The organism is Bifidobacterium jacchi (genome assembly GCF_009078285.1).
Taxonomy (GTDB): Bacteria; Actinomycetota; Actinomycetes; order Actinomycetales; family Bifidobacteriaceae; genus Bifidobacterium; species Bifidobacterium jacchi.
Genome location: NZ_RQSP01000049.1, coordinates 1 through 15,178, shown reverse-complemented (window position 1 = coordinate 15,178; position 15,178 = coordinate 1). Strand labels below are relative to the sequence as shown.

Below are 15,178 nucleotides of genomic sequence, written 5' to 3'. Positions count from 1 at the left end.
CGCGATCTGCGTGACGCTACAGAAACCCACTATGCGGACAAAAGGCAATAAGCGAAGATGGGAGCACCTTGCATCATCCAATATTGACGTATAGAACGTGATTCTTACAACAATAAAGATAGTCTCACAGTAGAGACGGAACAAAAATCAGGCCACTTCAGTCAGCCTGCAACGTCAGGCGGGATGATATCGACTTTGTTTTCTCCTTGAATCGGTGTACCGTCAGAATATCCTAGTTCACCGTACTGGGGCGTGCTCTGCTGAGGCGTGGTGTATTGGGGTGTGGACTGCTGAGGCGCACTCTGCTGGGGTGTGGTGTATTGCGGGGTCGAATACTGGGGTGTCGAATATTGGGGCGTGGTCGGCTGGGTTTGGGCGGCGGCCCGTTTCGCCGCCTCCGCATCCGCTTTCGCCTTGGCCGCCTTCGATTTCGCCGCAACGGACTCGTTGACCCGCTTCGACGCGGCATCCAACCCGTTGACCGCCTTCTCGACCGCCGTCGCATCGTTCGCCTTGCCCGCCGCGTTGATCGCATCCGACAGCATGGTGCGCGTCTTGTCGTCCGCGACCCGGTTCTTTGACGATGCCAGCAGCTTCCTTGCCTCGCTCACCTTGCTGTTCAGTCGGGTCTTCGCATCCGCCAACTGTTTCGCGTCACGACTCGCCGCCACCGCCCGCACACCCGCCTGCACGCTCCTCACACGCCGCCCCGCATCCTCGGCCAGTCGGTCGTTCGCGTCACGCGCCGCCACTAGTCCCGACACGTCCGCCGCGTCGCACGCGACCGGCACGCCCGGATTCGTTTTCACGTCCGCCGCCAACGCGGTCACCGTGGTCGCGTCCGCCACCTGTGCGACCGTGATCCTCAACGCGCTCTTGGTTTCACCGGACGATCTGACGGTGTCCCATTCACCGACCATGCGCCGCGCCTCCCTAAGACTCGACTCGCACGCCGACCGCGCTGCATCCACGCGTCGCGCCACGTCAACCCGCCACCAGACGACACCCGCGATCATGGCGACAGCCAGCAGCACGCCCAGAACAATAATCAGCCTACGCCGATGGGATGAGCCACGCCCACCCCCATGCCCGGAACCGGAACCAGCATCCGCATCCGCATCAGTCGTCTCCGGCAACGGGAGCGTATCCCGCCCAGACGGCAACGGAACCGGCGGCACACTCCGACCAGCCCCCTCATCCTTCACCGCGCGACCGGACGGCATGGGCGCAGGTGGCGCGACTCGGTCACCATCGTCACTATGCTCCATGACAGCATCCGGCTTCCGCCCGGCCATGGACGGCAACGGCACCGGCGACGTGCCACCATCGGACGGCATGGGAGCCGGCACAACCCGGCCAGTCCCGTCATCGTGCTTCACCGCGCGACCGGACGGCATGGGAACCGGCGGCACCGCCGTCGTCGAACACTCGTCACCCATCGAAAACCACCTTTCCACTACTACCACTACGGTACCAATGGAATGCGTCCTCGACCGACGGACCGCGACACCCAACAGCCCACGGAAACCGGCGGCTTGCCCGGTGACGACGTTGTGACCGGCTGAAGTGGCCTGACCGTCTCTACCGCGGGACGACTTGCGGTGTCCGCTGTCGATGATGCTTGTTCTCCCCGTCACAGGGAGCGGGGTCGGTCACAGGGAGCGCCCGCTCCCTGTGACCAGGGTGTCAAAAACGTTGAAACACCAAGGTTTTCATCAAGCGGTCACAGGGAGCGACCCGCTCCCCGTGACCGAACCCGTACTACGTGACCGAACCCGCGCCACGTGACACGCTGTGGCGGGCCGGCTGTCACGCGACGACGTTTTGCCTGTTTTTCGCGTCGCGTGACACGTTCGCGACGCGCGGGCTCGGCTCGGTTTTGCTTGGCCTGGCTCGAAATGTTGGAATTCCGCCGTTTCGCGAGAATGCAACACGGTGACGGATGGTCCACGATTGTCACGCGATGCGTTTTTCGATGATTTCATCGCCGCGTGACAGAACTATGACAGAGCTGTGGCGGAAATGCGGCGGGCCGGCTGTCACGCGACGACGTTTCGCCCGGTTTTCGCGTCGCGTGACACGATCGCGACGCACAGGCTCGGCTCGGCTCTGCTTGTCCCGGCTCGAAATGTTGGAATTCCGCCATTTCGTGAGAATGCAACACGGTGACAGATGGCCGACGATTGTCACGCGACGCGTTTTTCGATGATTTCATCGCCGCGTGACAGAACTGTGACGGAACTGTGGCGGGCCGGCTGTCACGCGATGCCGTTTCGCCCGATTTTTGCGTCGCGTGACACGCTCGCGACGTGCAGGCTCGACTCGGTTTTGCTCAGCCTGGCTCGAAATGATGGAATTCCGCCATTTCGCGATGGCGCGACATGATGATGGGTGGTCGCTGGCTGTACGACTTCTTTGTATGGTGCACGACATCGCTGCGCGACGCAGAATGCTGGAGCTGTTCTGCTGAAACGCAAAACGGAGAGCCCAGCGGGCTCTCCGTAGGCGAAGTGAGCGGACGCACCACAAGCGTCCGCGAAGGCCGTCAGAATAAGAACGCCATCAGGCGTTTTTGTTCTGACGACGCTGCTTGGCGCGCCACTTGTACCAGTCCTCGCGGCCGAGGATGATCTTGCGCACGCGGGTCGCCTCGGGGGTGACCTCGACACATTCGTCCTCGTTGGCGAAGTCCAGCGACTCCTCAAGGCTCATCTTGATCGGCGGCGTGAGTGTTTCGAGCACGTCGGCGGTGGAGGAACGCATGTTGGTCATGTGCTTGGCGAGCGTGATGTTGACGTCAAGCTCGTCGGGCTTGTTGTTGACGCCGACGACCTGGCCTTCGTACACGTTCGACTGCGGTTCGACGAAGAAGCTGCCTCGGGCCTGGAGACGCTGCATGGCGTACGGGGTGGCGACGCCGGCGCGGTCGGAGACCATGGAGCCGTTCTGGCGGGTGACGATCTGGCCAGCCCACGGAGCGTATCCGGCCGACAGGGAGGATGCGATGCCGGTGCCGCGCGTGGCGCTCAGCAGCGCGGTGCGGAAGCCGATCAGACCGCGGGACGGCACGGTGAACTGCAGACGCACCCAGCCGGAGCCGTGGTTGGACATGGAGTCCATGCGGCCCTTGCGGTCGGCGAGCAGCTGGGTGACGGCACCCATGTACTCCTCCGGCACGTCGATGGTGGTGTTCTCCATCGGCTCGTTGACCTTGCCGTCGATGACCTTGGTGACGACCTGCGGACGACCGACGGTCAGCTCGAAGCCTTCGCGACGCATCTCCTCGGCGAGCACGGCGAGCGCCAGCTCGCCACGGCCCTGCACCTCCCATGCGTCGGGGCGGTCGGTGGGCAGCACCTTGATGGACACGTTGCCGATGAGCTCGCGGTCGAGGCGATCCTTGATCATGCGGGCGGTCAGCTTGTGATCCTTGCCTTCGCGGCCGGCGAGCGGGGAATCGTTGACGCCGAAGGTCATGGAGATGGCCGGATCATCCACGTGGATGAGCGGCAGCGGGCGCGGATCGTTGGGATCGACGATGGTCTCGCCGATCATGATGTCACCCACGCCGGCGACGGCGACGATGTCGCCGGGGCCTGCGGTCTCGACTGGCGTGCGCTCAAGGCCCTGCGTGCGCAGCAGCTCGGCGACGCGGAAGTTCTCGATGGTGCCGTTGACGCGGGACAGGCCGTACGTCTTGCCCTTTTCGAGGGTGCCGTTGTAGATGCGCACCAGTCCGAGTCGGCCGAGGAAGTCGGACGAGTCGATGTTGGCGACGTGTGCCTGCAGCGGTGCGCCCTCCTCGTATTCGGGGGCGGGGATGTACTTGATGATGTCCTCGAAGAGCGGCTCAAGATTGTCGTTGTCCGGCAGCGCGCCGTTCGCCGGCTGGTTGATGGACGCATAGCCGGCCTTGGCGGCGCAGTAGACGACGGGGAGATCGAGCAGATGGTCGAGGTCGAGATCGACGCCCTCCTCGACGACATCCTGGGCAAGGCCGAGCAGCAGATCGGTGGATTCGGAGACGACCTCCTCGATGCGTGCGTCCGGACGGTCGACCTTGTTGATGCACAGGATCACCGGCAGCTTGGATTCAAGCGCCTTGCGCAGCACGAAGCGGGTCTGCGGCAGCGGGCCTTCGGAGGCGTCGACGAGCAGGACCACGCCGTCGACCATGGAGATGCCACGTTCGACCTCGCCGCCGAAATCGGCGTGGCCGGGGGTGTCGATGATGTTGAGGGTGATGCCGTCCGGGTAGCCGTACTTGGCGGCCAGCGGACCGGTGTATTCCACGGCGGTGTTCTTGGCGAGGATGGTGATGCCCTTCTCGCGCTCCAGATCGTTGGAGTCCATCACACGATCCGGCACTTCCTCGCGGTCGGAGAACACGTGCGACTGCTGGAGCATCGCGTTCACCAGGGTGGTCTTGCCGTGATCGACGTGCGCCACGATAGCCACATTACGAATATCACCACGAACAGCCATCGAAACCTCTCTTATATCGATTCGTTGATTCCTGTTGCGTAACCGTCCGGCACCTGTATCGCCGACGAATCCCGTCGGCGCGGTCGGTTCCTTGTTCTGACTTACACACAAACCGGCATTATGCTACCCACACGTCTTGACGATGTGGGGCTGATGCAGGGGGACGACGACCTACGATATCGCCGCATACTGCACGTTTGCCCCCGCCTACTGCGCGGTGCTCTCCCCGTCGCCGATGTGGGCGAGGACTTCGCTTTCGGCCGGAAGGAACGGCGCCAGCGAAGGCAGATCGTCAAGACGGTCCATGCCCATCTTCTCCAAAAACAGGTCGGTCGTGACCAGCAGCGCCGCCCTCGTGTCCGGATCGGCCCCCTGCTCGCGGACCAGACCGCGGATCGTCAGCGAACGGATCACGCCATCGGAGTTCACGCCGCGGATCGCCGCGATCTGCGCGCGCGTGACCGGCTGACGATAGGCGATGATCGACAGCGCTTCAAGCGCCGCCTGCGAAAGACGGGCGCTCTGCCCATCCGTCACGAATGCGGCCACGACCGGCTCATACACCGCTCTGGATGCGAAGCTCCAGCCGCGAGTCGAGCGACGCAGCTCGAAGCCGCAGCCACGGGCGTCGTAGTCCTTGGCCATGTCGCTCAGTTCGCGCTCCACGGCACCGTCGTCCACGCCGATCACGCGGGCGAGATCGCCGGTCGTCACCGGTTCGCCTGATGCCATGAGCACCGCCTCAAGGCATCCTCGCAGTCCTCCCGGCGTATCGTTCGGGTCAATCTGGCGCATCGGTTCGCGTCCGGGTTCACGAGTCGTGCCGCTCATGCGAAATCCTCCTCGCTGACGTCGATGTCGTCATGCCGCCCACCACGATCACCATAGCCATCATTACCATAGCCATCGTTACCATCGCCATCGCCCCCGTCACCAGACGCGCCGATATAGCCGTCATCGGTTGCATTGCCGCCGCCGCGCCACCGCAGATGCAGCGTCTCATAGGGCCCCGCCTGACGAAACTGCAGCGTCCCCTGACGAAAGAACACGAGCACGGCGAGAAACCGTGCGACGATCTCAATGGAGGAGCGGGCGTCGGCGGTCAGCTCGGCGAAGGTCATCGAGGAGCCCGGCGCAAGCGCGCGAAGCCGATCGCGTACCAAAGCGGCCTGCGCGCGCAGATCGACCAGCGGCACGTGCAGCTGATGCAGCGACACCTCATCCGCGGGCGCGTTGGCGAACGCGTGAGCGGCCAGCGCGGCCAGATCATCGGGCGTGAGCGTCCAGACCAGTTCGGGAAGCATTGACGCGACTGTATCGGGCACAACCGAAGGATGCGCGAATCGACCGGCATTGGCGGCGAGCCGCGCGCGAAAATCGTCTGCCGCCTGCCGAAACGCGCGATACTGCACGAGTCTGGCGAACAGCAGATCGCGTTCGCGCAACGCCTCCATGCTCTGCTCGTCGCGGCGTCCCTGTTCGTCGCCGGGCAGCAGCGCCGCGCTTTTCGCCTCCACCAGCACCGAGGCGACGTCGAGAAAGGCGCTCATCCGATCGATGTCACGCGCCGGGTCAATGCCATGCGACGAATCGATGCCATGCGACAAATCAAGGGCGCGCACGTAGGCGAGAAACTCCTCGGTGACGGCCGACAGCGATACCTCGGTCAATTCCAGCCGCCGATTCGCGATCATCGACAGCAATACGTCGAACGGGCCGGAATACACGTCCAGCGCCACATGAAACGCCCCTGCATCGGCAGCGGCATCCGCTACTGCAGCGTCGGCTACGTCGGCATCGATATCGGCTGCTGCGGCGGCACCGGCGACGACGGCCGCACCGAATCCGTCAGCGGCACCGACTGCGGCCGCATCCTCGTCGATCGCGCTCATGCGACGACGCCGCGCGCGATCAGCTCGCGCGTCACCTCGCGATACTCCTTGCTGGTCTTGTGCTCGGGCGCGAAATACGTGATCGGCGCGGCCGCCACATTCGAATCGGGCAGTTTGATCGACCGGGAGATGACCGTGTGGAACACCTTGTCCTGGAACGCCTCGTAGATGCGCTGCAGCACCTCCTCGCAGTGCAGCGTGCGCGTGTACATCGTCACGAGCACACCGTACACCTCCAGCGAGGGGTTGATGCGCGACTGTACCTTGTCGATCGACTGCATGAGCAGGGCGACGCCTCGCAATGCGAAGAACTCCGCCGCCACGGGGATGATCACGCCATCCGCCGCGGTCAGCGCGTTGACGGTCAGCAGACCGAGCGACGGCTGGCAGTCCACGATGATCACATCGTATTCGTTGCGGACCTTGCGCAGCACGCTGGCGAGAATCTGCTCGCGCCCGACCTCGGTGACCAGCTGCACCTCGGCCGCGGACAGATCGATGTTGGCGGGGATGATGTCAAGGTTCTCGAAATCGGTATGCGCGATCACATCGTGGACGTCCATCGAGGGGTTGAACAGCGCCGTGTAGATCGTGTTGTCGATGGTGTTCGCATTGATGCCCAGCCCCACGGTTGCCGCGCCCTGCGGGTCGAAGTCCACGATGAGCACGCGACGGCCGTACTGGCTGAGCGCGCCGGCTATGTTGATCGAACTGGTGGTCTTGCCCACGCCGCCCTTCTGGTTGCACATGGCGATGATCCGCGCCGGACCGTGCTGCTGCAGCGGTTGTGGTGCGGGAAAGGTCTCGTAGTCGCGTCCAAGCATATCCGTAGGCATATCGTTCACCTTATCATCAAGATCATCATCGTCGGTATTCGCCATGTCGGCGTCCAAATCCGCGACATGGGCCGCATGGGCCGCATCGTCCGCATCATTCGCCGGAAGGTGGTAGGTGCCTCGAATCGGCAGCAGCCCCTGACGGAACGGGTCGGATTCCTCTCCCCCGACGCCGTCGCGCCGCATGTATCCAGACGTCATGGTCCCTCCTCGCCGTCATCCGATGCCCGCCGATGCCATGCTACCCCCGCTGGTGGCTCGACGTGCGGAATCGCTCGGCGGGCGGCTCGACCGGTGCGACCGGTGCACGGACTGCACGGCCTTTGCAGTCGGCTCGACCGCCTATCGCGCCCGCGGATGGGCGAGCACGTAGGCCTCGATGAGCCGCTCCGGGCTGACGTGCGTGTAGATCTGCGTCGTGGTCACGGAGGCGTGTCCCAACAGCTCCTGCACGGTGCGCACGTCGGCGCCGCCCTGGATCAGATGCGTGGCGAAGGAGTGCCGCAGCGTATGCGGATGCAGCGGACGATCGATGCGCGCTCGCTGCCCGGCAAGGCGGATGATCTCCCACGCCGACTGCCGCGACAGGCGGGCGCCGCGTTTGTTGAGGAACAGCGCGCGACGCTCGGGCGAACCCGATCTGACGCGGCGCTCCAGCATCGGCCGGCCTTCGCGAAGATAGCGACGCAGTGCCGCGCAGGCGTAGCTGCCGATCGGAACCAGCCGCTGTTTGCCGCCTTTGCCCATCAGACGCGCGACGTGGGCATCGTCGATGTCGATGTCGTCGAGGTTGGTGCCGACCGTTTCCGAGACGCGCGCACCGGTCGCATACATGAATTCAAGGATCGCGCGATCGCGCAAGGCGACCGCCGCGCTCATGGCGAGGTCCGCGTCGGCGTTGCCCGCATCGCGCTCATCGGGGATCGGGACGCTTTCGATCAGACGACGCACCTCGTCGATGGTGAGCACGTCCGGCAGTGTCTGCGGGCTTTTCGGCGCAGTTGCGCGAGCCGAGACATCGGCCTGCACGGCTCCCGATGACAGCGCGAAGCGATGAAGCATGTGGATGCTGGCGAGGCGTCTGGCCTTGCTTCGGGCGCTGTCGCCGGATTCGTCAAGCGATGCGACGAACCGCTCGACGTCATCTTTGGTCACTGCGCAAAGATCATCGATACCCTGGCCGTGGAGCCAGCGCGCGTAGCGTTCCAGATCGGAGCGATAGGCGGTGACGGTGGCGGCGGACAGACCGCGTTCGACATCGATGTAGGAGAGGAAGCGCATGATCAGCCGGCCCAATGCGGACATGCCGACCACCTCGGCAGCGTCATCCTCCTTCGGCACGCTTGTGCCGATTGCGCCGATATCCTTATGCGATTCCACGCGATCGCCCATCGACAACACCCCACCCTCATGTGCCGCACATAGCAGTGAACCCCGCTCAATGGCGGGGTTCACTATACATCGGATCAGCCGATAGAGCAGTCCACTGGACTGTTCGTTTCACGCCTCGGCAGGAGCGTTGACGTCCTCGGGCAGAGCGTTCTTGGCCTCGGCGACGATGGCCTTGAAGGTGTCCGGATCGGAGACGGCGAGCTCGGCGAGAGCACGACGGTCCAGATCGATGCCGGCGAGACGCAGACCCTGGATGAAGCGGTTGTAGGTGATGCCCTCGGCGCGGACCGCGGCGTTGATGCGCTGGATCCACAGCTTGCGGAAGTCGCCCTTGCGCGCCTTGCGGTCGCGGAAGTTGTAGTTAAAGGAGTGAAGCAGCTGCTCCTTGGCCTTGCGGTAGAGACGCGAGCGCTGGCCGCGGTAGCCGGAGGCCCTCTCGAGAACGACGCGACGCTTCTTGTGGGCGTTCACTGCGCGCTTGACACGTGCCATAATCTATTTCCTCAGCTTTCTAGAATTGTTGTCGATTCGGCTTGCGGCGCTCAGCGGCCGAGCAGTTGCTTCATGACCTTGGTCTGGCCCGTCGCGAGCACGGCGTCGGCCTTCAGTGCACGGCGCTTGCGGGCGGACTTGTGCTCCAGGTTGTGGCGCATGGCGCTGCCGGCCTGCATCAGCTTGCCCTTGCCGGTGACACGGACGCGCTTGGACGCGGCGGAATTGGTTTTCATCTTCGGCATTGCTGCCCTCCTTGTTGGTTACTTCTTGTCGGAAGTGTTGGTATCGTCCTCGGCTGCGGCCTTGGATTCGGCTGCTGCCTGACCGGCGGCCTCCTGCTTTGCCGCCAGACGCGCCGCCTGACGTGCCTGACGCTCGGCGCGGGACTGGTCGCCGCGACGACGCTGCTCGGACTGGGTGTGTACCTTCTTGCCCTTGGGAGCGAGGGTCATGATGATGTTGCGACCCTCCTGCTTCGGCTTGGATTCCACAGTGCCGAACTCCTCGACATCGGCGGCAAGACGCTGCAGCAGCTCGACGCCGCCGATCGGCCGGGAGATCTCGCGGCCACGCAGCATGATGGTGACCTTGACCTTGTCTCCGCCGCTCAGGAATCGAGTGACGTGGCCTTTCTTGACATCAAAGTCATGGTCGTCGATCTTGAGTCGGAAACGAATCTCCTTGATCTCGGCGGTGCTCTGATTGCGGCGGGCCTCACGAGCCTTGATCTTCTCGTTGTACTTGAACTTGCCGTAGTCGATGAGCTTGGCGACCGGAGGCTTCGCGTTCGGCGCCACCTCGACGAGATCGAGGTTCGCTTCCTTCGCCAGGTTCAATGCGACCGACGTCGCGATGACGCCGACCTGCTCGCCGTTCGGGCCGATCAGTCGCACCTGCGAGACGCGAATCTCGTCATTAATGCGTGGTTCGTCGCTGATGATGACTCCAATCCTCATGTTCCTTCAGCGGACCACCGACCGGATCATCGCATGCATATCGGATTCAGAGCAGACCGCAGCCGACAATACCGACATCAGCCAGCGCCGATCATGACGGCGCACGTCAATAGCGCATCGTCGTATCCGACGTGTGACCATAGCCTGGTATGTTCAGCATATTCATGACCGCTTGGACGGCGTGCATGCACGCATCGCGCCCTTCGCGATCGCAAGGTCTGTGCCTTGAACCCGAAGCCATGCAAGGCTTCCAGGTGGGTTTCCCGCTTTCTTGATTTCTCAAGCCTTGTAGATAATACCACACCCGTGGACCGGGCGTGTCGCGCGAGCCGCCCCCGCCCGCGGCCGACGAATCCGTCTTTTTGCCTACTGCACTTGTCTGAGCAGCCCGGCGATGCCCTCGCGTTTCAGCAGTTCACGATACGGACCCGCCTGCTGGGCGATGATGTTGTCGATCGCCCGCATGCCCAGCAGTTCGACCGGCGCGCGATCATCGGTCAGAATCAGCGCGTCGTCCGCCTTGGCGGGGTCTCGCACGCCGGTCATGCGGCCGGAGACGTCGACTGTCGCCTCGACAAGGTCGTCGCTGCCGGATCGTTCGCGAACCGTTCCCCTGAGCGCCTCGGCGTCTGCGGATGCGGCCATAGTCTCGCCGCCGCGCTTGGCGAACAGCTCACGATTCGTCGTGTTCGGCACGTCCGCGATGCGCACCGACGAGGAGCCGAACACGGACGAGATCGTATCGGTGAGCGCCTCGTTGATCGAGCCGCGCCCGTCCGAGATCATGTTCATGTTGACCACCATCACGCCACCGGGATTGAGATGCTCCCGGACCATCGTGAAGAACTCCGACGAGCTCATCTGAAACGGTATCGTGATGTCCTGATACGCATCGACCATGATCACGTCGTAGGTGTCGCGGCTCGCAGCCAGCCACGCCCTCCCGTCATAGGTGGCGACATCGATGTCGCCGGGCTCGTCGAAATAGCGTGCGGCCAGATCGGTGATCTTCTGATCGATCTCCACGCCGGTGACGGACATATGCGGATAATACTGACGCAACTGTCGCGCATACGTGCCGGTGCCCATGCCCAGAATCAGCGCCGAGCCGGCGTGGTCGGCGAGCGCCGGCGCCGCCAGAGCGGTGTCGTAGTACATGCCGGTCAGCCCCGGCCGCTTCATGGTGACCGACTGCACGCCGAAGAGCACGTTGGTGGACAGGATCGTGCGATCCGACAGCCGCTTGACCTGCAGATAGTTGTAGATGGACTCGCCTTCGTAGGCGATCGATGAACGGTTCTCCCAGAAGGCGAATCCGGTCATGGGAGACAACGCCGCGCTCGCCGCGAAGACGACGGCCGACAGCGCGCACGCGATGCGTCGGATTCCCGATGACAGGAAGTAGACGAACGCCAGCGCGAGCAGCAGCCCGGAGAAGATCAGGAACGTGACGAACGTGCCGACGGCGGGGATGGTGACGAACGTGGGCAGAAAGGTGCCGAGGATCGATCCGATCGTATTGCATGCGGACAGACGGCCGACCACCGACGCGTTGTCGTCCAGTGAGTCCGTCGCGAACTTGTTGAGGCCCGGCGTGACGGTGCCGAGCAGAAACAGCGGCGGCACGAAGACGATCATGCAGCTGACGAATGCGGCGATGACGAGGAAGTTCGTCGACACGGTGACGATCAGCAGGCCGGACACCAGCAGTATCACGTATTTGCCGACCAACGGTATGAGCGCTATCCATACGGAGGCCGCGAGGATGCGCAGATACAGGCGGTCGGGATCGGGATTGCGATCGGCCCACCGGCCGCCAAAGACGGCGCCCAGCGCCAGCGCGATCATGATCGTGCCGATGATGATCGTCCACACGATCTGAGAGCTGGAGAAGTACGGGGCGAGCAGTCGTGACGCGCCAAGCTCCGCGGCCATGACGCCCATGCCGGAGAAGAACTCGGTGACATACAGGAACAGCTTCGATCGCAGTATCGGCCGTTCCGCGCGCCCACTCGCTCTGGTCATCGTTCCTCCCGCCCGGCGCGCGCCGCGATCGCATGTCGCGCCTTTACTGCGTGAGACTACACTACGGTGCGCACCACAGCCGTCGACGCGGCGACGCCCATGCGACGTTCGCGCGACGATATTGACCTCGACGGCGAGTCGCGGATACAGTGGCGTGCATGATGATCGTCGCGATAATCGGTGCAATGATCGATCATCGCACCGGCCGATCGCGTTCGCCGCAGGCATGATCTGGAGGGCATATGGGAAACGGACTGACTGAAGCCGACCAGGCGGGGGCAACCCGCGAAGCCGGCGGAACGGGAGCAACCGGTGAATCCGGAGATTCGGTCGAGAGCCGCGTCGCGCTGGTGCTGGCGGCCGGTGACTACTACGGCGAATCCATCGCCGTGCCGGATGGCGCGATGGTCATCGCCGCCGACGGAGGCTACGACCATGCGCGCGCCGCCGGAATCCGGGTCGACTACGCCGTGGGTGATTTCGACTCCATCGTCGGCTCGGTTCCCGAAGGCGAGGCGACGCTTCGTCTGCCGCCGCAGAAGGATGATCCCGATCTGTTCAGCGCGCTCAAGCTGGGGTGGAATCGCGGCGCGCGCACGTTTCATATCCACGGCGCATTGGGTGGACGCATCGACCATACGATGTCGGCGATTCGTCTCGTCGGGCTGATCGCGTCCCGCGGCGGCATCGGATTCCTGTATGGGGACGGTACGGTGGTGACCGCTGTGGCAGACGGAGCGCTGAGCTTCGCCGCGCATGAGACGAATCCGCAATCCATGGTGTCGGTCTTTGCGCTCGGCGGCGACGCGCATGGCGTGACCGAAACCGGACTGCGCTATGAGCTGTCCGACGCGAACCTCGATGCATTGTCGGTGCTGGGACTGAGCAACGAGTTCCGCAGTGGCGCGCCGGCCTCGATCGCAGTACGCCACGGCGTGCTGGCAGTGACCTTCCCGCGCCTGGCACCGCTGCCGACCGTGCGCCATGATCACGGATTCTCCGGCGATCTCGGCGCGCTTGACACGCAGGTGTCACGATTCCTGCATCATGGGCAGTAGCGAGCCGAAACGAGGGAACGGCCACGACCGGCGAAGCTTGTGCGGCGACCGGGGGGGACGACTGGCGAACCCGATCTGTGAGCGCTCACATATCGTATTCGGGTTTTCGCTCTCGGCATGACGGCGGCATGGGCGACGGTGTTGCCCTCGTACAGCGGACGCATTACAGTAGGCACTGTTGGTAAACAACGGCCGGGGTGCGGCTGCGCGCCACGGCCTACCCTACAAGGGAGAACACATGACAGTTAAGATTGGTATCAACGGCTTTGGTCGTATCGGTCGTCTCGCCTTCCGTCGCATCTTCGAGCTGCAGGCTCGCGGCGGTCAGGCCGGTGACATCGAGGTCGCTGCAATCAACGATCTGACCACTCCGTCCATGCTGGCCTACCTGCTGAAGTACGACAGCACGCACGGCACCTTCCGTCATGACGACGGCACTCCGGTCGAGGTCACCTCCACCGAGGATTCCATCGTCGTCGACGGCAAGGAATACAAGGTCTACGCCGAGAAGGACGCCAACAACATCCCGTGGGTCAAGAACGACGGTGTCGAGTTCGTGCTCGAGTGCACCGGCTTCTACACCTCCGCGGCCAAGTCGCAGGCTCACCTGAACGCCGGCGCCAAGAAGGTCCTGATCTCCGCTCCGGCCAAGGACGACACCACCCCGACCATCGTGTTCGGCGTGAACCACACCACCCTCAAGCCGACCGACAACATCGTGTCCGCCGGCTCCTGCACCACCAACTCGATGGCTGCCATGGTCAAGCTGCTGAACGACAAGTTCGGCATCAAGCTCGGCTTCATGACCACCATCCACGCCTACACCGGCACCCAGATGATCCTCGACGGACCGCGCTTCCCGAAGGCTCGCAACAACCGTGCCGCCGGCATCAACACCATTCCTCATTCCACCGGTGCCGCCAAGGCCATCGGCAAGGTCGTCCCCGAGGTCAACGGTCTGCTGCAGGGCCACGCCCAGCGCGTTCAGGTTCCTGACGGCTCCGTCACCGAGCTGACCACCGTCCTGAACACCGAGGTCACCGCCGACGAAATCAACGCCGCCTTCAAGGAGGCCTTCTCCAACACCGATTACTACGGCTACAACGAGGACGGCATCGTCTCCTCCGACATCATCGGCGACACCCACGGTGGCGTGTTCGACCCGACTCAGACCGATGTCAACACCGTTGACGGTCTGACCATGGCCCGCACGGTCTCCTGGTACGACAACGAGTACGGCTTCACCTCCAACATGATCCGTACCCTGCTGTACTTCGCCGAGATCTCCGAGTGAGCATTCGCGGGCTGCTGCCCGCCGGATGTCTCATAGCGAAATCGTAAGACAGATAAGGCCTCTTGTTCGCACATGATGCGCGAACAAGAGGCCTTTTTCACATATTGGTGAGACGGCCCACCATAGACGGCCCACCAGTATCCTGCGCCGCACATTCATTTCATTGGAATAACTGCGTTTTCGTTGGCGTTTCACGGACGAATTAGTAAACGAACTGACGCAGGACACTAGTGGGACGCAACGAGATTGCTGCTCGTTTTGGCGTTGCGTCCCATGACCCTTCCAACATCACAGCGAACACCCAGACAACAATCAGACAAAAACGTTGAAAAATGGCGGTTCATGCACACAACCATCACGACGGGAGCGGCATGGGGCGAGACGCGCGCGGGACGCAACGCCAAAACCGGCTCATCCCGCACTGCGTCCCACAAACCAGTGGGACGGAACTCAAACCAAGCCCATTCGGACATTGCATCCCACAGCCGCATGGGACGCAACACAAAACATGCTCATTATTGCATTGCGTCCCACAAATCAGTGGGACGGAACACGATTGCTGCTCGTTTTGGCGTTGCGTCCCGCGACGTACCACAAGCACACCACAAACACAGCTCGCATCATGGGCATCATAGGCCGTCAGCGCAAGGATTTCTCGGAAAGAAGGGGAACTTCGTAGGATCTTTGCGCTGGGACAGGGCTTAGCGCAAGGATTCTACGAACTCAAGGAGGATTCCGAAAAATC

At 63.2% G+C, this 15,178-nt stretch carries 11 protein-coding genes and 1 pseudogene; 2 read left to right on the top strand and 10 right to left on the bottom strand.

Annotation, left to right across the window (positions count from 1 at the left end):
* Positions 1-161: 161 nt before the first annotated feature.
* The 10 genes and pseudogenes from EHS19_RS09415 to EHS19_RS09370 form a co-directional block, all read right to left on the bottom strand.
* Complete coding sequence (locus EHS19_RS09415) at positions 162-1,439, bottom strand: hypothetical protein (RefSeq protein ID WP_151917499.1); 1,278 nt, start codon at positions 1,437-1,439, stop codon at positions 162-164.
* A 1,123-nt stretch (positions 1,440-2,562) separates the two neighbouring features.
* Positions 2,563-4,485, bottom strand: coding sequence for a translational GTPase TypA (gene typA, locus EHS19_RS09410; RefSeq protein ID WP_151917498.1), 1,923 nt, complete (start codon positions 4,483-4,485; stop codon positions 2,563-2,565).
* A gap of 207 nt (positions 4,486-4,692) precedes the next feature.
* On the bottom strand, positions 4,693-5,316 hold the full coding sequence (gene scpB, locus EHS19_RS09405) for an SMC-Scp complex subunit ScpB (protein ID WP_151917497.1): 624 nt from the start codon (positions 5,314-5,316) through the stop codon (positions 4,693-4,695).
* Positions 5,317-5,414: 98 nt separating this feature from the next.
* Positions 5,415-6,377, bottom strand: a pseudogene (locus EHS19_RS09400) (segregation and condensation protein A); the annotation flags it as partial.
* Positions 6,374-7,213, bottom strand: coding sequence for a ParA family protein (locus tag EHS19_RS09395; protein WP_151917502.1), 840 nt, complete (start codon positions 7,211-7,213; stop codon positions 6,374-6,376). The gene EHS19_RS09395 and the pseudogene EHS19_RS09400, both read right to left, overlap by 4 nt.
* 342 nt (positions 7,214-7,555) lie before the next feature.
* Positions 7,556-8,518 carry a site-specific tyrosine recombinase XerD gene (gene xerD / locus EHS19_RS09390; protein WP_151917501.1) on the bottom strand — a complete coding sequence of 321 codons (963 nt, stop codon included), beginning with the start codon at positions 8,516-8,518 and terminating at the stop codon, positions 7,556-7,558.
* 195 nt (positions 8,519-8,713) lie between these two features.
* Positions 8,714-9,097, bottom strand: a complete 384-nt coding sequence (rplT, locus tag EHS19_RS09385) for a 50S ribosomal protein L20 (RefSeq protein ID WP_151917495.1) — start codon at positions 9,095-9,097, stop codon at positions 8,714-8,716.
* A 50-nt stretch (positions 9,098-9,147) separates the two neighbouring features.
* On the bottom strand, positions 9,148-9,342 hold the full coding sequence (rpmI, locus tag EHS19_RS09380) for a 50S ribosomal protein L35 (protein WP_151917494.1): 195 nt from the start codon (positions 9,340-9,342) through the stop codon (positions 9,148-9,150).
* Between the two features lie 18 nt (positions 9,343-9,360).
* Entirely contained in the window at positions 9,361-10,056 is a 696-nt protein-coding gene (gene infC / locus EHS19_RS09375; protein WP_151917493.1) for a translation initiation factor IF-3, read from the bottom strand.
* Between the two features lie 366 nt (positions 10,057-10,422).
* A complete protein-coding gene (locus tag EHS19_RS09370; RefSeq protein ID WP_241677189.1) occupies positions 10,423-12,081 on the bottom strand; it encodes a spermidine synthase in 1,659 nt (552 codons plus the stop codon).
* 404 nt (positions 12,082-12,485) lie between these two features.
* Here EHS19_RS09370 and EHS19_RS09365 point away from each other — a divergent pair, with 404 nt between their 5' ends.
* Both EHS19_RS09365 and gap read left to right on the top strand, forming a co-directional pair.
* On the top strand, positions 12,486-13,139 hold the full coding sequence (locus EHS19_RS09365) for a thiamine diphosphokinase (protein ID WP_241677190.1): 654 nt from the start codon (positions 12,486-12,488) through the stop codon (positions 13,137-13,139).
* Between the two features lie 238 nt (positions 13,140-13,377).
* Positions 13,378-14,433: a type I glyceraldehyde-3-phosphate dehydrogenase gene (gene gap, locus EHS19_RS09360; protein WP_151917491.1), complete on the top strand. Its 1,056-nt coding sequence runs from the start codon at positions 13,378-13,380 to the stop codon at positions 14,431-14,433.
* Positions 14,434-15,178: the final 745 nt, after the last annotated feature.

What these genes read in the sequence shown, in the direction of transcription:
- scpB (WP_151917497.1), bottom strand. Translation starts at nt 5,316, where the DNA reads ATGAGCGGCACGACTCGTGAACCCGGACGCGAACCGATGCGCCAGATT.
- rpmI (WP_151917494.1), bottom strand. Translation starts at nt 9,342, where the DNA reads ATGCCGAAGATGAAAACCAATTCCGCCGCGTCCAAGCGCGTCCGTGTC.
- EHS19_RS09395 (WP_151917502.1), bottom strand. Translation starts at nt 7,213, where the DNA reads ATGCCTACGGATATGCTTGGACGCGACTACGAGACCTTTCCCGCACCA.
- typA (WP_151917498.1), bottom strand. Translation starts at nt 4,485, where the DNA reads ATGGCTGTTCGTGGTGATATTCGTAATGTGGCTATCGTGGCGCACGTC.
- EHS19_RS09365 (WP_241677190.1), top strand. Translation starts at nt 12,486, where the DNA reads ATGGTCATCGCCGCCGACGGAGGCTACGACCATGCGCGCGCCGCCGGA.
- infC (WP_151917493.1), bottom strand. Translation starts at nt 10,056, where the DNA reads ATGAGGATTGGAGTCATCATCAGCGACGAACCACGCATTAATGACGAG.
- EHS19_RS09370 (WP_241677189.1), bottom strand. Translation starts at nt 12,081, where the DNA reads ATGACCAGAGCGAGTGGGCGCGCGGAACGGCCGATACTGCGATCGAAG.
- xerD (WP_151917501.1), bottom strand. Translation starts at nt 8,518, where the DNA reads ATGTCCGCATTGGGCCGGCTGATCATGCGCTTCCTCTCCTACATCGAT.
- gap (WP_151917491.1), top strand. Translation starts at nt 13,378, where the DNA reads ATGACAGTTAAGATTGGTATCAACGGCTTTGGTCGTATCGGTCGTCTC.
- rplT (WP_151917495.1), bottom strand. Translation starts at nt 9,097, where the DNA reads ATGGCACGTGTCAAGCGCGCAGTGAACGCCCACAAGAAGCGTCGCGTC.
- EHS19_RS09415 (WP_151917499.1), bottom strand. Translation starts at nt 1,439, where the DNA reads ATGGGTGACGAGTGTTCGACGACGGCGGTGCCGCCGGTTCCCATGCCG.